Origin of the sequence: Blautia sp. HCP3S3_B11, from assembly GCF_052064435.1 — a bacterium.
GTDB lineage: Bacteria > Bacillota > Clostridia > Lachnospirales > Lachnospiraceae > Blautia_A.
This window is the reverse complement of record NZ_JBQHVP010000022.1, coordinates 29519-46437: the sequence shown is the minus strand read 5'-3', so window position 1 is coordinate 46437 and position 16919 is coordinate 29519. Positions and strand designations below refer to the sequence as shown.

Here is a 16919-nt window from a genome sequence, read left to right as displayed (position 1 = left end):
TTATTAGAAAATTTAGATTACTGCTTACATCTTATACTATATAGCATTTACATTCATATGGCAAGTCCAATTTGGGCAGTTATTTGATTAATCTTCTTTATCCCCATTATTCTCTATGGTATAAGCGTTTTTCCCATGAACTTTAATACATAATTCATCAAACTGAATGTTCCTGCAATACCGAATTAGTGAACATTCCGGTACCACTCAGTATAAACTCTATTTAACGTAAACGACATAATTGCCAGGACATTTGCCCGGATCGTATCATCCGGCCAGGTGGCATAGATTTCGCTGCTGGCTACGTTTTTGATATAATCTCTGTAACGCACATAATAATTCTCTGCCAAAGAATCACTTACCGGGCCATCATGTACTACGATATATTCCGGAATAACAACCTTGCTCAGCACGATCTCTCCCGTCTCATTCATCGGCTTAATCTCAGATTCTTCTATTTTAGGCGGATATTCATAAAACAACGTGTGTGGCGGAATCACCACCCGCTGGTAGCTTTCTCCCGGTTCCATAGCATTTAAAGTTGCCGGCTGTCTGGACAAAACATCCGGCAAAACCTCACTGCCCGCTACTTCTTTGGGTTCAAAACCTTCCGCATCGATCTGCACCGTATATTCTGCATAAGGCTGTTCTTCTACCGGCTCCATACTATATTCCAGCGGCGGCGTTTTTAATTCAAGAACCGGTGTCCGGCCAGAGGAATCCGTCACCACTTCTTCAATAACACTGTCCGGCGTACCTGTATAAGAGATTCTGACTCTTGCATTCTCTACCGGACGGTTATTCAGCCGGTCCAGCACCACCACCTGATACCGCCCCGTATCCACATTCTCCTGCTGCATATGCATTTCTTTATCAAAAAAAGCCATACAAACATCCTCAACGCATTGCTTCCTTAATAGAATATTCACCGCAGCTATATATGTTACAATTTTTCCTGATGTTTCTTTACTTTCTCATCAAGCTCGTCAAGCTTTCTCATAAGTGGCATCATATGTTCTTTTTTCTCCGGCCTTTAATTTCAGGACATCCTCCAGCTCCGGTATACGCATCATATCTTCGCAGTTCAAAAATTTTTCTACAGTTTTCTGCTATTTGCTAATCGTTGACACATAACAGCTTAATCTTCCATTTCCCTGCGTTTCCAGTTTTCCCTCATCGCAAAGTTCTCTCAGCAGTCGAAAAGCTTTCGTTGTCCCGGCTCCAATCAGCTTTTCTGTTTCTTTCCTTGTTATCTTTCCGTTCCGGATAGCATATTCCAGGATTCTTCTCTTTTGAAGCTCAAGTATCTCACGCCGTTTAACATTCTCCAAATTCTGAGTTTCTTTCCTTATACGGTCAATATATACGATAGAATCCATTCCTGCTTTCTTTCTCTCTCCCGCATCCATACCTGTTTCTGTTTCATTTCTGTCAGGTAGAGTAACACGAAAGACTCCCTGTGCCGTTTCAAAGGCCGGCTTCTCATTATTATTTCTGTATGCCCGCCGAATTTTCGCAATTCCTGTTCCATAACTTTCAATCAATGACATCCGATAGAAGACAGATGCCAGGTTTGGATTTCGCGACTGAGATACCCCAAGAAAAATTGATCTCAATTCCAGGCCCGAAACCAGACCTCCAAGAGAAACAAATTCTATTCTGTCCTCATATATATTGATCAGATTGCTTCCGCTGAAAGAATAATCCCTGTGAACCATACTGTTTAACAAAGCCTCTCTCACCGCTTCTTCCGGATAATCCCGCACATCAATCCTGTCCAGACCGAAAAAAGTCGACTTTATCCTGTTATTAAGATCTATAAAACGATAAACATCTTCAAGCTGTTTCAAAAGAGAACCCGAAAATTCTTTCCTGTCTCTGAATACTTCCTTATCTCTTCCCTGAAATACAGCAACCTTTGTCGTCACCTCACACTGATCAGACAAAAGAAGCGCCAGATTCGTATACAAACCATCCTCGCCAATAAAATGCAGTGTTCTCATCTGAGAAGTTCCAAATTCAATCGAGCGCTTTTTCATTTCTTCTGAAAAAGTCACAAATGTCAAATTCTGATTCAGGCTGCGTCCATTTTCAAAAGATTTTCCGCTATTCTGAATAATCATTTCACGAATCCCCTCATCCGTCACAGGCTGTGCAAAACTCCTTTTTCTCACATAAACACCTGTTGGTTTCAGACCTTTTTCCCTTATATAATAGGGGCGGTTTGTTCCCACTGAAACATTGATCTCGACTACATACTTCCCATCTGTTTCTCTGGAAACCACATTCACAAATGGCATAACATCAGGCGCGATTGAATCCTTTAATGAATTAACAGTCTGTAACATCACCTCATCCGGATTCTCCACACCAACCACTTCCCCATCTTTACGAACGCCAATTATTACTGCTCCACCCTCTGAATTGGCAAAGGCAACGACTTCCTTGCGGATATCTTTTACGTATTCCTGTTTAAATTCAGTATTCTCACTCTCAAAGACCTGCATAGCGCGCTCCTTTCTTTCTTTTTTATTATAAGTAAGAAAGAAAGGAGCATCAAGTAGAAAGAAGAACCACTGCATCACTGTAAATTTCAGTAACTATGGTTCTTCCTTGCTGTTCGTTGAAGTGCTTATTCTATTTCATTCACTTTATTTGAATGTTTTCTCAAATTCCATAATTTCCTTACGACACATTTTTACCGCCTCATTACACATTTCCACATCATCACGGTCAATCTCTATACTGTCATCACCTGGATATCTGGTTGAGAAATAGAATCCATCTATCATTCTCATGTATGTTTGTGTACTCTTTGAAAATTCCATCCTCATATTTTCCTTCAAAAACTTCATCAATCTATTAAGACTATGTGTACGCAAAATATTTTCAAAATCTTTCTGCTGAATAGAATTATCTGGTTTGTAATATTCTGAAACCAAATGTTTCATATACTTTTCGCATATCCCCTGCGCCATGGCTCCCATCATATTCGCAACAATACCGGCCTCATAAGACGCTTTAAAATATTGAAAATCATTTTCCGCAAAGTCAAAGTAGCTGCTTAAGGCCATACCTGAATTCCCTCCTTTCGTACATTCGCATAATATAACATTTTATTCTTCTTCCATTCATCTCCTACCACAACTTTCAAATCAGTTTCTGCATCATCCAATTCTGCAGATGAAACTTCTGATTTCAAAAGATAGATATATTTCTTTAATTCCGGCCGGGAGCGAAATGACTCCGACAATTCCAGAAACAAATCAACGTCACTGCTGTATTTTTCTTCTCCACGCGCACAACTGCCATATAAATAAATTGACTGGATATATGGTTTTATACATGATGACTGAATAACCTTAAGCGCATACTCTGCTGCATTTCTCTGTCGTTGTGATTTGATACATGTCAGCATTCCCGTTTCCTCCATCTTTTCAATTTTATCAAATCATTTTTTAGTTGCATTTGAATTTCTATTACAATTTATCCATTGTCCTTCTACAAACAACGCCAGTACTCTTTGTGCTTCCATCATAACATGGTCGTATTTGTTTTACAAGAAAGAAAAACCACAGCGACACTGTGAATTTCAGTGGCTGTGGTTCTTCCGTAATGTTTATTGATTACTTAATAGAAATATGATTGCGGGTAAAATCCATGGGTAATAGTTGTTTTATATCTGTCAGCAGTTGTACGTCCCAGCAGTTTTTGATAACAGTGTGTTTTCTCTGTCACTTTGATTCCACTTCCTGAAATTTTAAATATAAGGACATGATATCCCCCACTTGAGCACGAACAATATGCGGTTGCTTTCTTCCCACTGGAATCAATAGTTGCTGACAGATTATACCCGTTCATTTGAGGCATATGAATGGATACATTCATCTTTCTTCCCTTGACACTGTTTATCCTTAAATAAAATCCGCCATTAGAAAACGCCCATAATGTTTTCTTTTTAAACTTCACTTTTGCAGAAGCATTCTTCTTTTCATTACTGATTTGATAAGTCTGAGTACCTTCGTATGTAGCAATTGAAGTATTTTCCTGCTTTTGATCAATATCTGATGCTTTTACATCTTGTAATCCATTCTGAAAGCTAATAGCTGAAACAGCTATAATTACGAGCAATACCGTTATCTTTCTTATAAAATCTCTTTTCATACTTTTTCCTTCCTCTCTACCTAAGCACTGAATGCATATCTTCTATATCAACAGCGTTAATATATTATCTGGAATACCAGCCATTAAACTCAGAAACATATGGGAATGTTATTTTCGCCTTACTTGAACTAATATTAGATATCGTGAAAAATACATCTGAAGAGCCACTATAGTACGCTTTATATCCACCGGAATAAGAATATAAGCGAACCGTTGTATTCATTTTTCCACCACGTCCATAAGCTTTGGCATAATAATTATTTCCAGATTTATGCACAGTAATCGTTGTACTTCCTCTGTAGGTTCCTGCAACATTTACTTTCTGAGCTGTTCCTAATGTTTTATTTCCCTTAGGCACACAATTTTGACTACTAAAAACTTCATCATCAATTATTTTGTATGCACCTACCATATAATAATATTTTTTTCCATCTTTCAACGAAGTATTTGTGTAGCTTACTGTTTTTGAATTTTTTATAATTTTAATTTGTTTGTAATCGCCATATTTACTTGTTGAACGATATAAAATATAACCATCTACACCTGATACCTTTTTCCAGGATACTTTGAGTTTTTTCTTTCCGGCTGTTTTTACTGAAATAATTTTAACATCCTGAGGTACTATATCAAAGCTCTCTTCTATTGTACCTGTATAATTTCCAATACCTGTAACAACCATTAAAGCTGTACCTATTTCTGAATTATTCTCATAAGAAACTGTATAATCTTGATCTTTAACCAATTCTTCATTTCCAATTTCTATGGAAAAATCAGGTTTTACTGCTTTTCCGTTATATGAATAGGCACTGTCCAATATTATCTTCACATTTGAAATATCTATTTTTGCAGCTTCTACTGATACCTTTACGCTACCTTCAACTTCGCTTCCGTCAACGGATTTCGCAGTTATAATTGCTGTACCTGCACGTTTTGCACTAATTACCCCGGAAGAATTTACCGTTGCCACACTGCTGTCACTACTACTCCATGTAAGTTTAGGATTAGCTGCATCTGAAGGAAGGATCTGAGGAGTTAACGTGTACTTTTTGCCAGCATTTATAGTTAAACTATCAGGCAGAATAATTTGTTTTACATATTTGTATTCTTCCTGGCTAAAGCAGATAGAATAATCTGGTTCAAATTCCTTTGAGTATGGGCTTTTTACTGTTACATAATAGACACCAGCTGGATATTTTTTCTCTTCTGTTGTAGCATACGGATTTGTGGTATTGCTTACGTGAGCTAATTCCTTCATATCTTTATCGTATAATGTAGCTACAAGTGAGTTATCAGAGGATTGTCTAGGCACCTTAAATTCCACTTTTGCATTTCCTGCTTTTTTTAGTTCAAATTTATAAAAATCAATATCTTTTCCTGTATTCAAGTTTCCTGTATACCAGGTATTAATTTGTTTTTTATTTGCCAGACTTCTAACATTATTGTTTTCTTGCTCATATTCATCTGCGGATTCATAAGTAAGATCTACTCTAAGTGAATACTGCATCGTAGTAGTCATTTCTATATAATAAGCGCCCGCAGGTAACCTCAATCTCCTTTTATTTGTCGCACCTGTTATAAGATAAACATTTTCGTGCTCATCTTCCTCATATATTTTAGGAGATGTGGTAGAGTTATCTCCTCGTAAATTTTTTATATCTATTACAGCAAGACCTGGTTGCTCCATATAGAACTTATAAATGTCAACATCCTGTCTTGGCGTACAATTTCCCTCATATGTAGTGTTAGGCTGTATAACATTGGCAGTATCATAAGTATTATTTGGTTCTTTTTCTCCCTGATACATATCCTGTGATTCATATTTTATAATAATCTTTGCCTCTTTATTAACATTATCCTTATAATAATCACCATCAATCAATCTTCCTGAAATCTCTCCAGCATGCACCGTAATCCATCCTGAATCGTAAGTATCCATTCCTACATTCCACCACGTATAATACCAATTCTGATATCCAAGTGAATTTCCAAATATGAAATATTGTTTACTTAACGACATATTTTCACAACAATCTTCAAGCATAATTCTTATTCTTCCATCTTCAGGAATAGATGCAGAATAATGGTATCCGTAATCATTTCCACCCCTTGTATAACGAAGATCTACTATATTATAGTACTGGTTGAGCTCACATCTCTCGTTTGTACTTGAAGCCTGCATTACTTCCTGAGTATCTTCTGAGGGCAAAATTTCATCTTCCTCTATGTCATCTTATCTGTTACTCCATCATTAAATGTAGCAATTTCTTGGCTTTCTTCCTCCAGCACCTCATTTCCATCACTAAACTCTGCATTTGCAAGAACAGTCTTTCCATTTACCGTCAACATCAGTACACTTGCAAATAAAGCAAAAAATAAACCTACTTTTTTTCTCATTTTTATTCGCTCCTTCCTAATTGTTATTTTGAAATTTTTGTTTTCCTAATCACATCACCCCTTGTAATTATTGGGTATACTCCCAGATTACATCTGTCCTTTAGTATTCATCATCTTCTCCTTCTTCATAGTATTCATCTTCATCTTCAAAAAGGAATCCCCAATCTTCCCTTAAATCATTCATCATGTATTCCTCTTCTTCAGATAAAATTCTTTCTGTCAACTCATTCATACTTTCAATTTCCGGAGTCCATTGATTTTCCGGAAGCGGTTCTATATATTCTACACACATAATTCCAGAATTTACCATACTGCCATATACAGCAACCGGAGTATTTGCAAAACTTTGTGATGTCGTAACACCATTAATGGACATTTCTCCAATCGCACTGAAATTATATGACAAATTTAAATAATCAAATTTATTTCCTGATGATAAGTAGGTACTCTCATCCTGCGGGCTATTACAAAATCTCTCCAAAAAATCCTGGTCAGAAGTACTATTATCCCATGTCTGCCATCTGCTATCCATTCTAAAAATACCGATGCATTTTACAATTTCTCCTATGTTCTCCGGCCAGTTACCTTTAAAATAATCATAGTTCACTAATCTGGCGCTTGCCTTTCCTGCATCATTTCCGCCCATGAATATATGCTCCATGTCTATCTGTGGTGCATTTCCACCACTTGTCAGAGTTCCCCATACAGTTATCGATACAGGATTCTCTGATATTTCCTGATTACTTAACGTCCTATCGTACTTATCAGGATCATAATTTACGGTAATATAAGGCATTTGTGGTCCTCCGCCTTCTACAGAAAATGCGCTTACATTATTGGCTACTAACCTTCCAGTATAAATAACCTTTTTTCCTATATAACTCTCAAAATCTTCTATTGCAACTGCATCATTTAAATTTTCATACTCCGTATCATTAGAAATATTTTCAGAATAATTTTGTATACACTCATTCAAAATTGATATATTCTGTTTTTCTATATCATTCAACATATCATCACTAAAATCAGCTTCAGATATCGTTCCTACATACCAGCTTTTATTTGAAAAATATGCCTGTATATCTGCATCAGCAAACTTTACACCACGACGAGCATATATTTCTTTAATTGACATTTTTAACAAATTCCTATCGAATGATCCAACTTCATCAGCAGATATAACTCTTGTTGCACTATCCGCAATCAGATAAGAATCCGCATCTTGTGGCAATGAATCCGTTACTATTGTTCCTGTGTTTTCTGTCTCATTTTCAGAATTAAATTGAGACACATCAGAATCCACTGCCAAAACAGGCACTACCTCACCTTGTCCACTTATCAATATTGCAAATATCAGAAATCCAATTAATTTTTTCTTCATTTTAATCTTCCCCCTGTATTTTTTCTTTTACAAAAGATAATAATCTTTTCATAAATACAAAATTCATCCCTGTTTTTACTATATTTTCTGGTTTTATAATAGGTCAGTTTACCCCTAAAGTCAATAGGTCATTATGCCATAATCTTGTAAAAGGAGGCGTCTATGTCACGTTTAAAAGAACTGCGCCGCGAGCGGGGCTACACACAGATAAAGATGCAGCATCTCACAGGTATTGATCAAAGTGATTATTCCAAGATTGAAAATGGTAAACGCTACTATACTTTCGAGCAATGCCGCCGGATTGCTCTGGCTCTTAATACAAGTATGGATTATCTGGCCGGGCTTACGGATGTTAAGGATGCTTACCCGCGGAAACCTTCGAACTCTTCCGCGGGGGCTGCATCAGCAAATCAAAATTCATAAATCAATGCTCACAGTAAGCAAAGAACCTATGAATGTATTTATTATACATTCATAGGTTCTTTCATTTCGCCCACCCGCGGTGGACTTTTTATTTTCTACTGTCTTTTATACATCCCATCAAACCGCACATTCAACCCGCCGAATTCTCCTTTCAGCGTTTCTGCATATATTTTCCCATCAATTACCACCAGTTTCAACTCCGCATAAATTTCTCCATCTGCGTCATCCTCTGTATATAAATACTGCTGGGAGTTGATCTGTGTCAATGGACCATCTATCTCTCCTGTATTGACACTCCATGATGCGCCGCCCTTTACAGAGTATGTTCCGTCTTCTGACTTTTCGAATGTGAGATAAGCTGACGAGTCCTCTCTGGTATATGTTCCGGGAACAATTACATCTGATGTAGCATTCTTTTCCGGTTCTGTTATTTCAGAATCAGTATCTGTTACATCATCATCTGTATCAGCTCTGTTCAAATCATCCTTATGGAATTGAATCGTATAATCTTCATAGGAAAATATCCATTCTCTCATCTGCTTTGACGGAGTATCATATAAGTCTGCTGTGTTTGTATAATAATGACAGATGCCATCTTTAAGAAATGCACATTCAAGCTCCCCTGTTTCGCTTAAGGAAACTGCTGCTTCCATAATTGTGTACATTCCCGGCATACCGCCTTTCATAAAATACCTGCCGTCCAGATAACTGACATCATCACTGATAGAATACAGGCATTCCTTAACATAAGAATACTGTGTTCCCAGAAGTTCTTTCAGCATTTTATTGACTTTTTTATTTTCCAGCAGAAGCTGTGGTGATTCCTGGTTTTCATATGCCTGCTCTAATCCGGGCCACTTTTCCTGCTTTGCATTCCAGACAGCTGCACCGATGGCAAATACACAGACAATTCCACAAAGCACTCCTAGCTTTCTCTTGTTTCTGCTTAGCACTCCCCATGGTTTCTCATAGGTCGCCAGCATTTTTTCCAGTTCTTCTACTGAATGAAATCGTCTTTTGGAATCTACCTGAATACAGCGATTGATCACCGGCAAGAGGCGTCCTTTATATACTGTTTTATGATTCTCCAGTATTTTTCCCGTGAGCATTTCATGCATCATAACGCCGACGGAATAAATATCACTGGTAATTCCCGTCTGCCCGTATCCGTAATGTTCCGGAGATGCATACTCTTTCGTTCCAAGCAATACAGTGTCCTGGTTTTTTGTATCTTTGTAACTGCGCACTGTGTCAAAGTCAATCAGTTTCACGCTTCCATCGCTTCGAAGCATCACATTGCCCGGCTTTATGTCTCTGTGAATCAGTGGCGGATTCTGGCTGTGAAGTTTTTCCAGACCATCACACACCTCTTTTATAATAGAAAGCACTTCTTTTTCTGTAAAAATCCCTTCCATCTGTATATATTCGGCAAGCGTCTCACCATCTATAAGCTCTTCTACGACATAAGTATTCCCGTCACAGAAAATAGCATCATATACTGCTGCAAGATTTTTATGATGAATATCCTTCAGTCGTCGGTAAAGCTCTTCCAGGTTTCGGTTATAGTAAGTTTTTACCACGCATACTGTCTGCCTGGGAGTATAAAAGACTCTTTCTACTTTACTTTTCTCTGATTCCGCAATCACATCCAGGGATTGATACTGGGAAAAGAAAAACTGTTTTTCCAATGATTCCATATCACAGTCACATCATTTCACTTTTTTTCTTTATCAAGAAGACTCATTTTCAGGCCACGCTTTTTCAGAAGTTCCTCTGTCTGGTAAACGTCCAGATGATTTCTGATTGCAAACTCTATAATGGCATCTTCCTCCCGTCTGGGATAAAGTTCTTTGTTTCCGGACGCCTTCAATAAAAGGTTGGTTTCTTCCAGTGTAGCATTTAATACAAACGCTGCCTTAATCGCGGTTTCTTTCGATGGAAGCTTTGTCCCATTACGCATATAGTAGGCAAAGGACTTTCCGATTGCACTGTTCATATAAATGTCACTTATTTTAACGCCTTTTTCCTCACATAGTTCATTAAAATATTCTGCGAAATTAAGCTTCTGATCCTGATTTTGGTCTATCCAGTTTTCAAGCTGTGTACTGTCAGTTACGCTTTCCAGCTCATTTTTTAATTCTTCTGTTGTCTTTGTCTTTTTCTCTTCTATTTTCATCTTTTAACCATGCCGTTCTCGGGTTTACATTTGCCTGATTTAATCAAATCAGCTCTTTACTTTATTACAATTTATTGCAAAATTCGACTGACTGTTTATTACCCGTTACTGAAAACTTATAAAAAGTTATAAACTTCTATGTTCCATTCCTACTTCAGCGAGTATGCTTTTGATGATATAAATATCAATCTACTCACAAGTTCTTGTACTCTCCATAGGCGTAAATTCCGGACTAACGTATCCGTACATATTTGCATTAACATTTCAGTGTCAGCCTGCAAATTTTTCTCCATAAGTCTTGAGATTTATAGATGCCTGGAAATCCCTGTCAATCATATTCCCACACGCACATCTATAAACTCTGTCAGATAACTTCAGATCTTTTTTGATGTTTCCACAACAGCAGCAAAGCTTTGAGGATGGATAAAACCGATCGGCCACAATAAGCTGGATTCCTTTATCGCTACACCTATATTCAAGCTGTTTTCTAAACCAGAAAAATCCCTGTGCCTGAACTGCTTTCGATAAATGTCTGTTTTTCATCATTCCGCTGACATTCAGATCTTCAATACATATAAATCTTGGTTTTCGATTTACGATCTCCGATATGGTCTGATTTAAATAATTTTTACGGATGTTTGTTAATCTGTGATTTCGTTTTAATAAAAGTTTTTCCTTTTTGATTACATTATTTGTTTTACAGTAACTTTCCCCTTTCTTATTTTTCTCGTAAGAACGAGAGATACTACGCTGTAATCTGCGTTTCTGTTTTTCTGATTTCTTTACTTTCTGACTCTTATTGATGTTCTTATACTTAGTCCCATCAGAGCAGACAGCCAGATCTTTGATTCCCAGGTCTATGCCGATTCCGTCATCATTAAGTGTTTCCCTGCAGTCAGGAAATTCTACACATACGCTGATCCACCAGTTCAATCCGTCAAAGGATATTCTCGGGTTCATATATTTAGCATTTGTCGGAATACGTCCATGTTCTGCAAGTCTTACCCAATTCATTTTTTGTTTATTTGCTTTCCTGCTGGAAGAAAAGCCTTCAAATTTAACGTGTGTATTACTGAAGCGTATCTTAACGTTGTCCTGATAGAACTTCGGCATTGCTCTCTTTTTTGACTTGAATCTTGGGAACTTTTGCAAACCTCTGAAAAAGTTCTTATAAGCAGTACAGGCATCTTTAATTGCCTGTTTGGTTACATTATTTGAGATATTCAGTAACCATGCATATTCATCAGAATGTCTAAGCTTCGTAAATTCTTTTCTGAGTTCTGCATCTGAAATGAATCCGCCGCCTTTTTCATAGTTCTCTATTTCCCTGGCCAAAGCCCAGTTATAAGCAAATCTTGAAGCACCTGCGTACTGAAACATCTTAGTTTTCTGTACATTGTTTGGTATCAGCATTACTTTTATGGCTTTTACCATCTGTTTCCTCCTGTATCAGTTCACGGATAAGTTTCTTAGCTTTATTCGCTCGTTCTCCCTGTAATTTACAACTGAATACTGTGATTATCTGAACCAGATCTTCAACAAGTTCCTGCTGTTCGGATTTTTCAGTATTATCAATAATCTCAATCTCACAATTATAAAGTAAAGCGATATATTCTATCAGCTCAAAACCAAATCGCAATAATTACCTGGTTGAGTTGCTCATCAGAATAATATCTATAGCCACTTACTGTAGTATGATGCGGATGAAGTTTTCCATTGGCATCCCAATTTCGTAATGTCTGGGCAGATACGCCTATAATTTTTGAAAATTCTTGTATAGAATAATATTTACTCAAAGTATCAACTCCTTTCAATAATATTCTACTCTAATATCTTATAAAACTAAACATGTGCTTATATAATTTTATAATATATTTAACTGCTAACAACCTTCCAGTACATCCTCAATCGCTTCTGCTGCATCTTCCAAAGCATCCAGTGCCTCGATCAGAACATCCACATTTCTGCTGCCGCTTTCTTTCTCCTCGTATTCATCGATAAGCTCTGCAAATTGATTTTTCAGTTCTTCCATATTTTCATACAGTTCATTTAATTTTTCTTTTCTCTCAGTTGCTGAAGACAGATTTACAATTTTAGACATGTGAAATATCTCCGTTTTTTTCATTTTAATTTCCATTTTCTGCATTTGCAGATCAGATTTTATGCATTACCTACAGTGCAGACATAAACTTCTGATTTCGTTATCTAAAAAAAATTATAGCATCATTGTATTTCTATGTCTATGTTTCTCTTATACGTTTTGACTATATTTTGTCTTTCATAATTGCCGTTCTTGTTTTAAGTTTTCAAGCAACAGATCAAAAATTTTCTTTCCTTATCTTAACTTTACAATGTTTCCTGTAGCAGGTAATGCCATAACTTACAATATTCTTCATCCCGTCACTCTTTAACCTTGCCGCATACTGACGTTGTTCAATCTATTTCAGAGCCTCTGTACAAGCCGCCTCCAGTCTGTCTTCCTGAGCATATTTCATCTCGATCACCACTCCGACACGATTCTGTGGAACTTCCAGCAAAATATCACTATAACCTTCACCAGATTCTATATTCGACCAGACAGCCCAGTTCTCCATATGACTTAACAGTCCCAGCAGAATTTTCGCCTCCTGCATTATCAGATTTCGCGAGCAAAAGGTTTCTTAATATAAATAAATCTCTTAATTTTATTTTATATAATGATAACATGAAACCTTTTTAGCGTAAAACAGGAAAGTTACTGTTCACTCCGTGCCCAGTAACACTGCCAGTGAACAGCAGCACAGGAAACCTCCTAACTATTCCAAGCAGGAATTATTTACGTTAGAATACAATTATACAATATCGATATCTTACACAAAGGAGTGCCATCTATGGACATCCAACAAATTCAATACTTCCTCGAAGTCGTCCACAGCGGAAATTTCTCTGTGGCGGCGGAGAATTTATATACGACTCAGGCATCTGATTGAATCGTTCCGAACGAACTTTAAACTGATAATAAAATGAATCATCTTTGCTGTCCAACATACTGTAATCTTCCAATTCCAGAAAGGTATCAGGAAAATATCAGAAAATCATCAAGATACCAACGGAAGTACATAAGTCACCCAGAACCATGACATCGGCATGACCAGCACCATAGCCGGTATCATATCCGCAGTCGGGAAGTTTTTCAGTTTCACCATACGGAATCCTGTTGCAAGCATCAGAAATCCACCACAGGCTTTAAAGTCATTGATCATCCCCGGTGTTGTCAGCGGGAAAATCGCCGTTGCCGCAAAAAACAGAATCAGGAAAATAATCACCTGCGGAATCGCGATCATGCATACAACCATTCCCAGACTGCATGCAAAGATCGCCGCTGTAAATAAATCCAGAATAGATTTGGAAATCAATACAGAATGATCTCCACTCATACCGGATACGATAGAACCATAAATTCCGGTTCCGCTGGCACAGAACAATACGATAATTGTCACTAAAGTGTTCATAAATTCATCTTCAGACATTTCAGAATTTGAATTCTTGATAAATTTGCTGATCACTCTCTGCATTGCACCTGCACCGACATTGATTTTTTCCCCAAGATGAATCGCAAGACCGATTCCTGTTCCGATTACGATGGAAAAAATAACCGCCGGCATATTTTCCATCAGGCCGATAGTACTGATTCCCATTCCCATAGAACATACACTGAACACCAGGGTAATGTCTGCCTTGAATTTCGGACTTAACTTATGTCCCATAAGGGCACCCAGGATTCCTCCTATAACTACGGATAATTCGTTGATAATTACTCCAATAGGCATAGTTTTTTTCTCTCTCCTTTACCTGATTTCAGGCAAATGCCGTTTTTTTGACATCTGCCTGAAGCTTTTTCTTATTATTTAAAACATATCCGGCAGCCAGTGTTTCGGATTTATGTCCATAAACTGAGTTCTCTGGAAACGATCTTTCTAATTGAACGTTACAGTGCAGTCAAAGATTGCCTTGCATGCCACACCACGTTCGCGTATTCCCGGGTGATAAGCCGGATTGTTGGACGGATCCAACGGATGACATTGTACACCAGGAACCGTGATCAGGTCAACATAATAGCGGATTCTGTTTTGAAGCTATATTGATCTTTTAGTTTATTGGGCAGCAACTGTCTGATGCAGAAATCGTCTGCCTCCTTATTGCCTGCTGTCCCGAAAGCCCCGGCAAGGTAAGCAGTAAGGGTAGCGTTTGTTGTATCATCCGCAATCTTTCCTGCAATGATATCATACCTCGCCATTTCACGTTCAACTTCGATAAACATTTTTTCTTTCGATGAGCTGCAATGCAATGTAACCAGTCTACATCTGCATTTTCAAAAATATGCGTTTCAAGATTTCCTGAAAGTTTGAATTCAAAAGTCGAAATATATCCGAACTTCTGTCCCTCTTCAATTGTTCCTGTTACGATTGCTTTGGCTATAGAGGTTCTTAAAAACTTTCTGCCTGCTCCTTGGATGTGGTTAAATAAAATCCCTGCCCAAAATCTTTTCTCTTTGCACATTTGGCAAGTTCTGGCTCTTTTACTTCACAATAGCTTCCATGATAGAGAACAAATCCGTCTTTTAACTCAAGCACTAATCTCTATCCCCTTTCCTTGCAAAATTCAGTAATATCTTCAAGCACAGCTTCATCGCCTTCACAATGAAAAATCCCATAACATTTTTCTATATATCCAAGAACATCAGCTTCTTTAAACAAGTGGATAATCTGTTCAACAGGTAAATGCCACTCTTTTGAAGCACCCGAACTTTTCAACTCAAGAAGTTCCATAACTGCACTTCTTCCAAATATTCCATCAAGTCCAAACTTCTCAAAGAGTCTATGGATATAGGCAGTCGTTTTTACTGAAAAATCGCTTCCTTTTTCGGAAAGTATATTTTCAATGTCCACTTTTATATCTCGAATGTCCACTTTTGCATCTAACATTCCACTTATGTCAACTACCCATCACCTAAAGGTAATGGGCTTGTAACTGCCCAGTCGTAGTAACGGCTTACGCCTCCGACCTTTTATCCCCAATAGGCATTGCTGCCTAAAGTGGCGTTACATCATTGGGTGGTTGACAGCACCCTTTGTAGCAGAGTTTACTCTGTTACAACTGTATTAGGTACTTGGCTATCAGCAAGATAGTTTATTCCCATACGATACAGATTCATAGCTCCAATACGGTCATCATTAGACGTATAACCGCAGTTTTTGCAAGTAAACAAATGTATTTTCTTATTACGATTAGACTTTTCAGTATGTCCACAAGCAGGACAGCATTGACTGGTATAACGAGGACCCACCTTTATTACAGAAGATTGATTCTGCTTCGCTTTGTAAATCAGCTTCTGCTCAAGGTCATAAAAAGACCATGATACAGAAACATAGCGGTCTTTTGTTTTGACACGTTCTGTAACATTGCGAATACCAGTCAAATCTTCTACTACAAAGAGAGTATGCTTTGGATTACCGGTGGCGAGTGCCTTCGATACCTGATGGTTAATATCCTGCATCCAACGGTTTTCTCGCTGACCGATAGCTTTTAGTCTTCGCCTTGAGGATGGCGTATGTCGCATTTGAAGTTCTTTACGAAGCCTGGAATAATTAGCCCGTTTCTGTTTAATAGCTTTACCACTAACAAATCCAGACTTATGTTTGCTGTCATAAGTTGCAACAACAAAGTTAATACCTCTGTCAATACCTACAACATTACAAATATCAGAAATATTACTTTCTTCAACCTCATAGGTAACTGGTATATGCAGATAGTATTTACCATGTTTATTTACAAGTTTGGCAGTACCAAACTTGTAAATAGAATGGTTAACCAAATACCACAAACAACTACTACAAGGCTCTATTGCTGATGATGTGAAACAAAAGATTCTCGATATAGCTAATACTTGTGGCTACGAAATAATTGCTATGGAAACAGACAAAGACCATATACATTTTTGTTAAGTTATGATGCAACGGATAGAGTATGCGACATTGTTAAAATTGTAAAGCAGGAAACAACATACTACTTATGGCAAAAGTATAATTCGGTCTTATCAAAACAGTATTGGAAAAAAAATATTTTGGTCAGATGGTTATTTTGCTTGTAGCATTGGAGAAGTGTCATCAGCAACTATACAAAAATATATTGAGAGTCAGGGATAATAGATAACGATTTACAAAGCTCCTCCCACCGCCTAAAGGCAGTGGGTTTCCGCCCATGACAAACGAAAATTCCTTAAATGGGTCTTTTTCCATATCCACTACCTCTCTTCATAGTTTTAACTCAATCTTTTCTATTCCAATTGGAAGTTTTTTTATCCTGCCATCTTATATCCGCTTCCATTTGTAAAGCATACCT

At 37.5% G+C, this 16919-nt stretch carries 19 protein-coding genes and 3 pseudogenes; 3 read left to right on the top strand and 19 right to left on the bottom strand.

Annotated features, from left to right (window positions below; genetic code table 11):
- Positions 1–185: 185 nt before the first annotated feature.
- The 8 genes from ACTNC0_RS15550 to ACTNC0_RS15515 all read right to left on the bottom strand — a co-directional run bounded on the left by ACTNC0_RS15550 (position 186) and on the right by ACTNC0_RS15515 (position 7939).
- On the bottom strand, positions 186–887 hold the full coding sequence (locus tag ACTNC0_RS15550) for a carboxypeptidase-like regulatory domain-containing protein (protein WP_441088089.1): 702 nt from the start codon (positions 885–887) through the stop codon (positions 186–188).
- A gap of 222 nt (positions 888–1109) precedes the next feature.
- Positions 1110–2507 (bottom strand): RNA-binding domain-containing protein, encoded by a 1398-nt coding sequence (locus ACTNC0_RS15545; RefSeq protein ID WP_441088088.1) that lies wholly within the window; start codon positions 2505–2507, stop codon positions 1110–1112.
- A gap of 144 nt (positions 2508–2651) precedes the next feature.
- The gene (locus ACTNC0_RS15540; RefSeq protein ID WP_441088087.1) at positions 2652–3074 is read right to left on the bottom strand and encodes a HEPN domain-containing protein; all 423 of its coding nucleotides are present in this window, start codon (positions 3072–3074) and stop codon (positions 2652–2654) included.
- The gene (locus ACTNC0_RS15535; protein ID WP_441088086.1) at positions 3065–3418 is read right to left on the bottom strand and encodes a nucleotidyltransferase domain-containing protein; all 354 of its coding nucleotides are present in this window, start codon (positions 3416–3418) and stop codon (positions 3065–3067) included. The genes ACTNC0_RS15540 and ACTNC0_RS15535 overlap by 10 nt, the downstream gene beginning before the upstream one ends.
- A 212-nt stretch (positions 3419–3630) precedes the next feature.
- Positions 3631–4164 (bottom strand): hypothetical protein, encoded by a 534-nt coding sequence (locus tag ACTNC0_RS15530; RefSeq protein WP_196049594.1) that lies wholly within the window; start codon positions 4162–4164, stop codon positions 3631–3633.
- 64 nt (positions 4165–4228) lie between these two features.
- Positions 4229–6370, bottom strand: coding sequence for an Ig-like domain-containing protein (locus ACTNC0_RS15525; protein ID WP_441088085.1), 2142 nt, complete (start codon positions 6368–6370; stop codon positions 4229–4231).
- A gap of 14 nt (positions 6371–6384) precedes the next feature.
- Entirely contained in the window at positions 6385–6558 is a 174-nt protein-coding gene (locus ACTNC0_RS15520) for a hypothetical protein (protein ID WP_441088084.1), read from the bottom strand.
- A 100-nt stretch (positions 6559–6658) separates the two neighbouring features.
- On the bottom strand, positions 6659–7939 hold the full coding sequence (locus ACTNC0_RS15515; RefSeq protein WP_441088083.1) for a YARHG domain-containing protein: 1281 nt from the start codon (positions 7937–7939) through the stop codon (positions 6659–6661).
- Between the two features lie 162 nt (positions 7940–8101).
- On the opposite strand from ACTNC0_RS15515, the gene ACTNC0_RS15510 reads away from it, so the two are divergent.
- Positions 8102–8362 (top strand): helix-turn-helix domain-containing protein, encoded by a 261-nt coding sequence (locus tag ACTNC0_RS15510; RefSeq protein WP_216459801.1) that lies wholly within the window; start codon positions 8102–8104, stop codon positions 8360–8362.
- Between the two features lie 95 nt (positions 8363–8457).
- Here the strand turns inward: ACTNC0_RS15510 and ACTNC0_RS15505 are convergent, their stop codons facing one another.
- The 6 genes and pseudogenes from ACTNC0_RS15505 to ACTNC0_RS15480 form a co-directional block, all read right to left on the bottom strand.
- Positions 8458–10059 (bottom strand): serine/threonine protein kinase, encoded by a 1602-nt coding sequence (locus ACTNC0_RS15505; protein WP_441088082.1) that lies wholly within the window; start codon positions 10057–10059, stop codon positions 8458–8460.
- Between the two features lie 17 nt (positions 10060–10076).
- Positions 10077–10538, bottom strand: a complete 462-nt coding sequence (locus tag ACTNC0_RS15500; RefSeq protein ID WP_441088081.1) for a hypothetical protein — start codon at positions 10536–10538, stop codon at positions 10077–10079.
- 270 nt (positions 10539–10808) lie between these two features.
- Positions 10809–11972 (bottom strand): RNA-guided endonuclease InsQ/TnpB family protein, encoded by a 1164-nt coding sequence (locus tag ACTNC0_RS15495; protein WP_441088080.1) that lies wholly within the window; start codon positions 11970–11972, stop codon positions 10809–10811.
- Positions 11920–12334: pseudogene (locus ACTNC0_RS15490) on the bottom strand (IS607 family transposase). Before ACTNC0_RS15490 ends, ACTNC0_RS15495 begins: the two are co-directional and overlap by 53 nt.
- Before the next feature lie 86 nt (positions 12335–12420).
- Positions 12421–12639 (bottom strand): hypothetical protein, encoded by a 219-nt coding sequence (locus tag ACTNC0_RS15485; RefSeq protein ID WP_441088079.1) that lies wholly within the window; start codon positions 12637–12639, stop codon positions 12421–12423.
- A gap of 337 nt (positions 12640–12976) precedes the next feature.
- Positions 12977–13171: a hypothetical protein gene (locus tag ACTNC0_RS15480; RefSeq protein ID WP_441088078.1), complete on the bottom strand. Its 195-nt coding sequence runs from the start codon at positions 13169–13171 to the stop codon at positions 12977–12979.
- Between the two features lie 237 nt (positions 13172–13408).
- Here ACTNC0_RS15480 and ACTNC0_RS15475 point away from each other — a divergent pair, with 237 nt between their 5' ends.
- A complete protein-coding gene (locus ACTNC0_RS15475; protein WP_441088077.1) occupies positions 13409–13507 on the top strand; it encodes a LysR family transcriptional regulator in 99 nt (32 codons plus the stop codon).
- 108 nt (positions 13508–13615) lie between these two features.
- Here ACTNC0_RS15475 and ACTNC0_RS15470 read toward each other — a convergent pair whose 3' ends face one another.
- From ACTNC0_RS15470 to ACTNC0_RS15450, 5 genes and pseudogenes are all read right to left on the bottom strand, one after another.
- Positions 13616–14347: a DUF554 domain-containing protein gene (locus tag ACTNC0_RS15470; protein WP_441088076.1), complete on the bottom strand. Its 732-nt coding sequence runs from the start codon at positions 14345–14347 to the stop codon at positions 13616–13618.
- 272 nt (positions 14348–14619) lie between these two features.
- Positions 14620–14838: a DUF3990 domain-containing protein gene (locus ACTNC0_RS15465; RefSeq protein WP_441088075.1), complete on the bottom strand. Its 219-nt coding sequence runs from the start codon at positions 14836–14838 to the stop codon at positions 14620–14622.
- A 166-nt stretch (positions 14839–15004) separates the two neighbouring features.
- Positions 15005–15151 carry a DUF3990 domain-containing protein gene (locus tag ACTNC0_RS15460; RefSeq protein WP_441088074.1) on the bottom strand — a complete coding sequence of 49 codons (147 nt, stop codon included), beginning with the start codon at positions 15149–15151 and terminating at the stop codon, positions 15005–15007.
- A 6-nt stretch (positions 15152–15157) separates the two neighbouring features.
- A complete protein-coding gene (locus ACTNC0_RS15455) occupies positions 15158–15502 on the bottom strand; it encodes a DUF3791 domain-containing protein (RefSeq protein ID WP_441088073.1) in 345 nt (114 codons plus the stop codon).
- A gap of 158 nt (positions 15503–15660) precedes the next feature.
- Positions 15661–16386 (bottom strand): annotated as a pseudogene (locus ACTNC0_RS15450) (RNA-guided endonuclease TnpB family protein); the annotation flags it as partial.
- A 46-nt stretch (positions 16387–16432) separates the two neighbouring features.
- On the opposite strand from ACTNC0_RS15450, the pseudogene ACTNC0_RS15445 reads away from it, so the two are divergent.
- Positions 16433–16723 (top strand): annotated as a pseudogene (locus ACTNC0_RS15445) (transposase).
- Positions 16724–16919 lie beyond the last annotated feature (196 nt).

Bases quoted from the DNA above. Each gene is read 5' to 3' on its own strand.
- ACTNC0_RS15495 (WP_441088080.1), bottom strand. From the start codon at position 11,972: ATGGTAAAAGCCATAAAAGTAATGCTGATACCAAACAATGTACAGAAA.
- ACTNC0_RS15515 (WP_441088083.1), bottom strand. From the start codon at position 7,939: ATGAAGAAAAAATTAATTGGATTTCTGATATTTGCAATATTGATAAGT.
- ACTNC0_RS15520 (WP_441088084.1), bottom strand. From the start codon at position 6,558: ATGAGAAAAAAAGTAGGTTTATTTTTTGCTTTATTTGCAAGTGTACTG.
- ACTNC0_RS15500 (WP_441088081.1), bottom strand. From the start codon at position 10,538: ATGAAAATAGAAGAGAAAAAGACAAAGACAACAGAAGAATTAAAAAAT.
- ACTNC0_RS15535 (WP_441088086.1), bottom strand. From the start codon at position 3,418: ATGCTGACATGTATCAAATCACAACGACAGAGAAATGCAGCAGAGTAT.
- ACTNC0_RS15475 (WP_441088077.1), top strand. From the start codon at position 13,409: ATGGACATCCAACAAATTCAATACTTCCTCGAAGTCGTCCACAGCGGA.
- ACTNC0_RS15550 (WP_441088089.1), bottom strand. From the start codon at position 887: ATGGCTTTTTTTGATAAAGAAATGCATATGCAGCAGGAGAATGTGGAT.
- ACTNC0_RS15505 (WP_441088082.1), bottom strand. From the start codon at position 10,059: ATGGAATCATTGGAAAAACAGTTTTTCTTTTCCCAGTATCAATCCCTG.
- ACTNC0_RS15470 (WP_441088076.1), bottom strand. From the start codon at position 14,347: ATGCCTATTGGAGTAATTATCAACGAATTATCCGTAGTTATAGGAGGA.
- ACTNC0_RS15540 (WP_441088087.1), bottom strand. From the start codon at position 3,074: ATGGCCTTAAGCAGCTACTTTGACTTTGCGGAAAATGATTTTCAATAT.
- ACTNC0_RS15510 (WP_216459801.1), top strand. From the start codon at position 8,102: ATGTCACGTTTAAAAGAACTGCGCCGCGAGCGGGGCTACACACAGATA.
- ACTNC0_RS15480 (WP_441088078.1), bottom strand. From the start codon at position 13,171: ATGCAGGAGGCGAAAATTCTGCTGGGACTGTTAAGTCATATGGAGAAC.
- ACTNC0_RS15465 (WP_441088075.1), bottom strand. From the start codon at position 14,838: ATGTTTATCGAAGTTGAACGTGAAATGGCGAGGTATGATATCATTGCA.
- ACTNC0_RS15455 (WP_441088073.1), bottom strand. From the start codon at position 15,502: ATGTTAGATGCAAAAGTGGACATTCGAGATATAAAAGTGGACATTGAA.
- ACTNC0_RS15530 (WP_196049594.1), bottom strand. From the start codon at position 4,164: ATGAAAAGAGATTTTATAAGAAAGATAACGGTATTGCTCGTAATTATA.
- ACTNC0_RS15545 (WP_441088088.1), bottom strand. From the start codon at position 2,507: ATGCAGGTCTTTGAGAGTGAGAATACTGAATTTAAACAGGAATACGTA.
- ACTNC0_RS15485 (WP_441088079.1), bottom strand. From the start codon at position 12,639: ATGTCTAAAATTGTAAATCTGTCTTCAGCAACTGAGAGAAAAGAAAAA.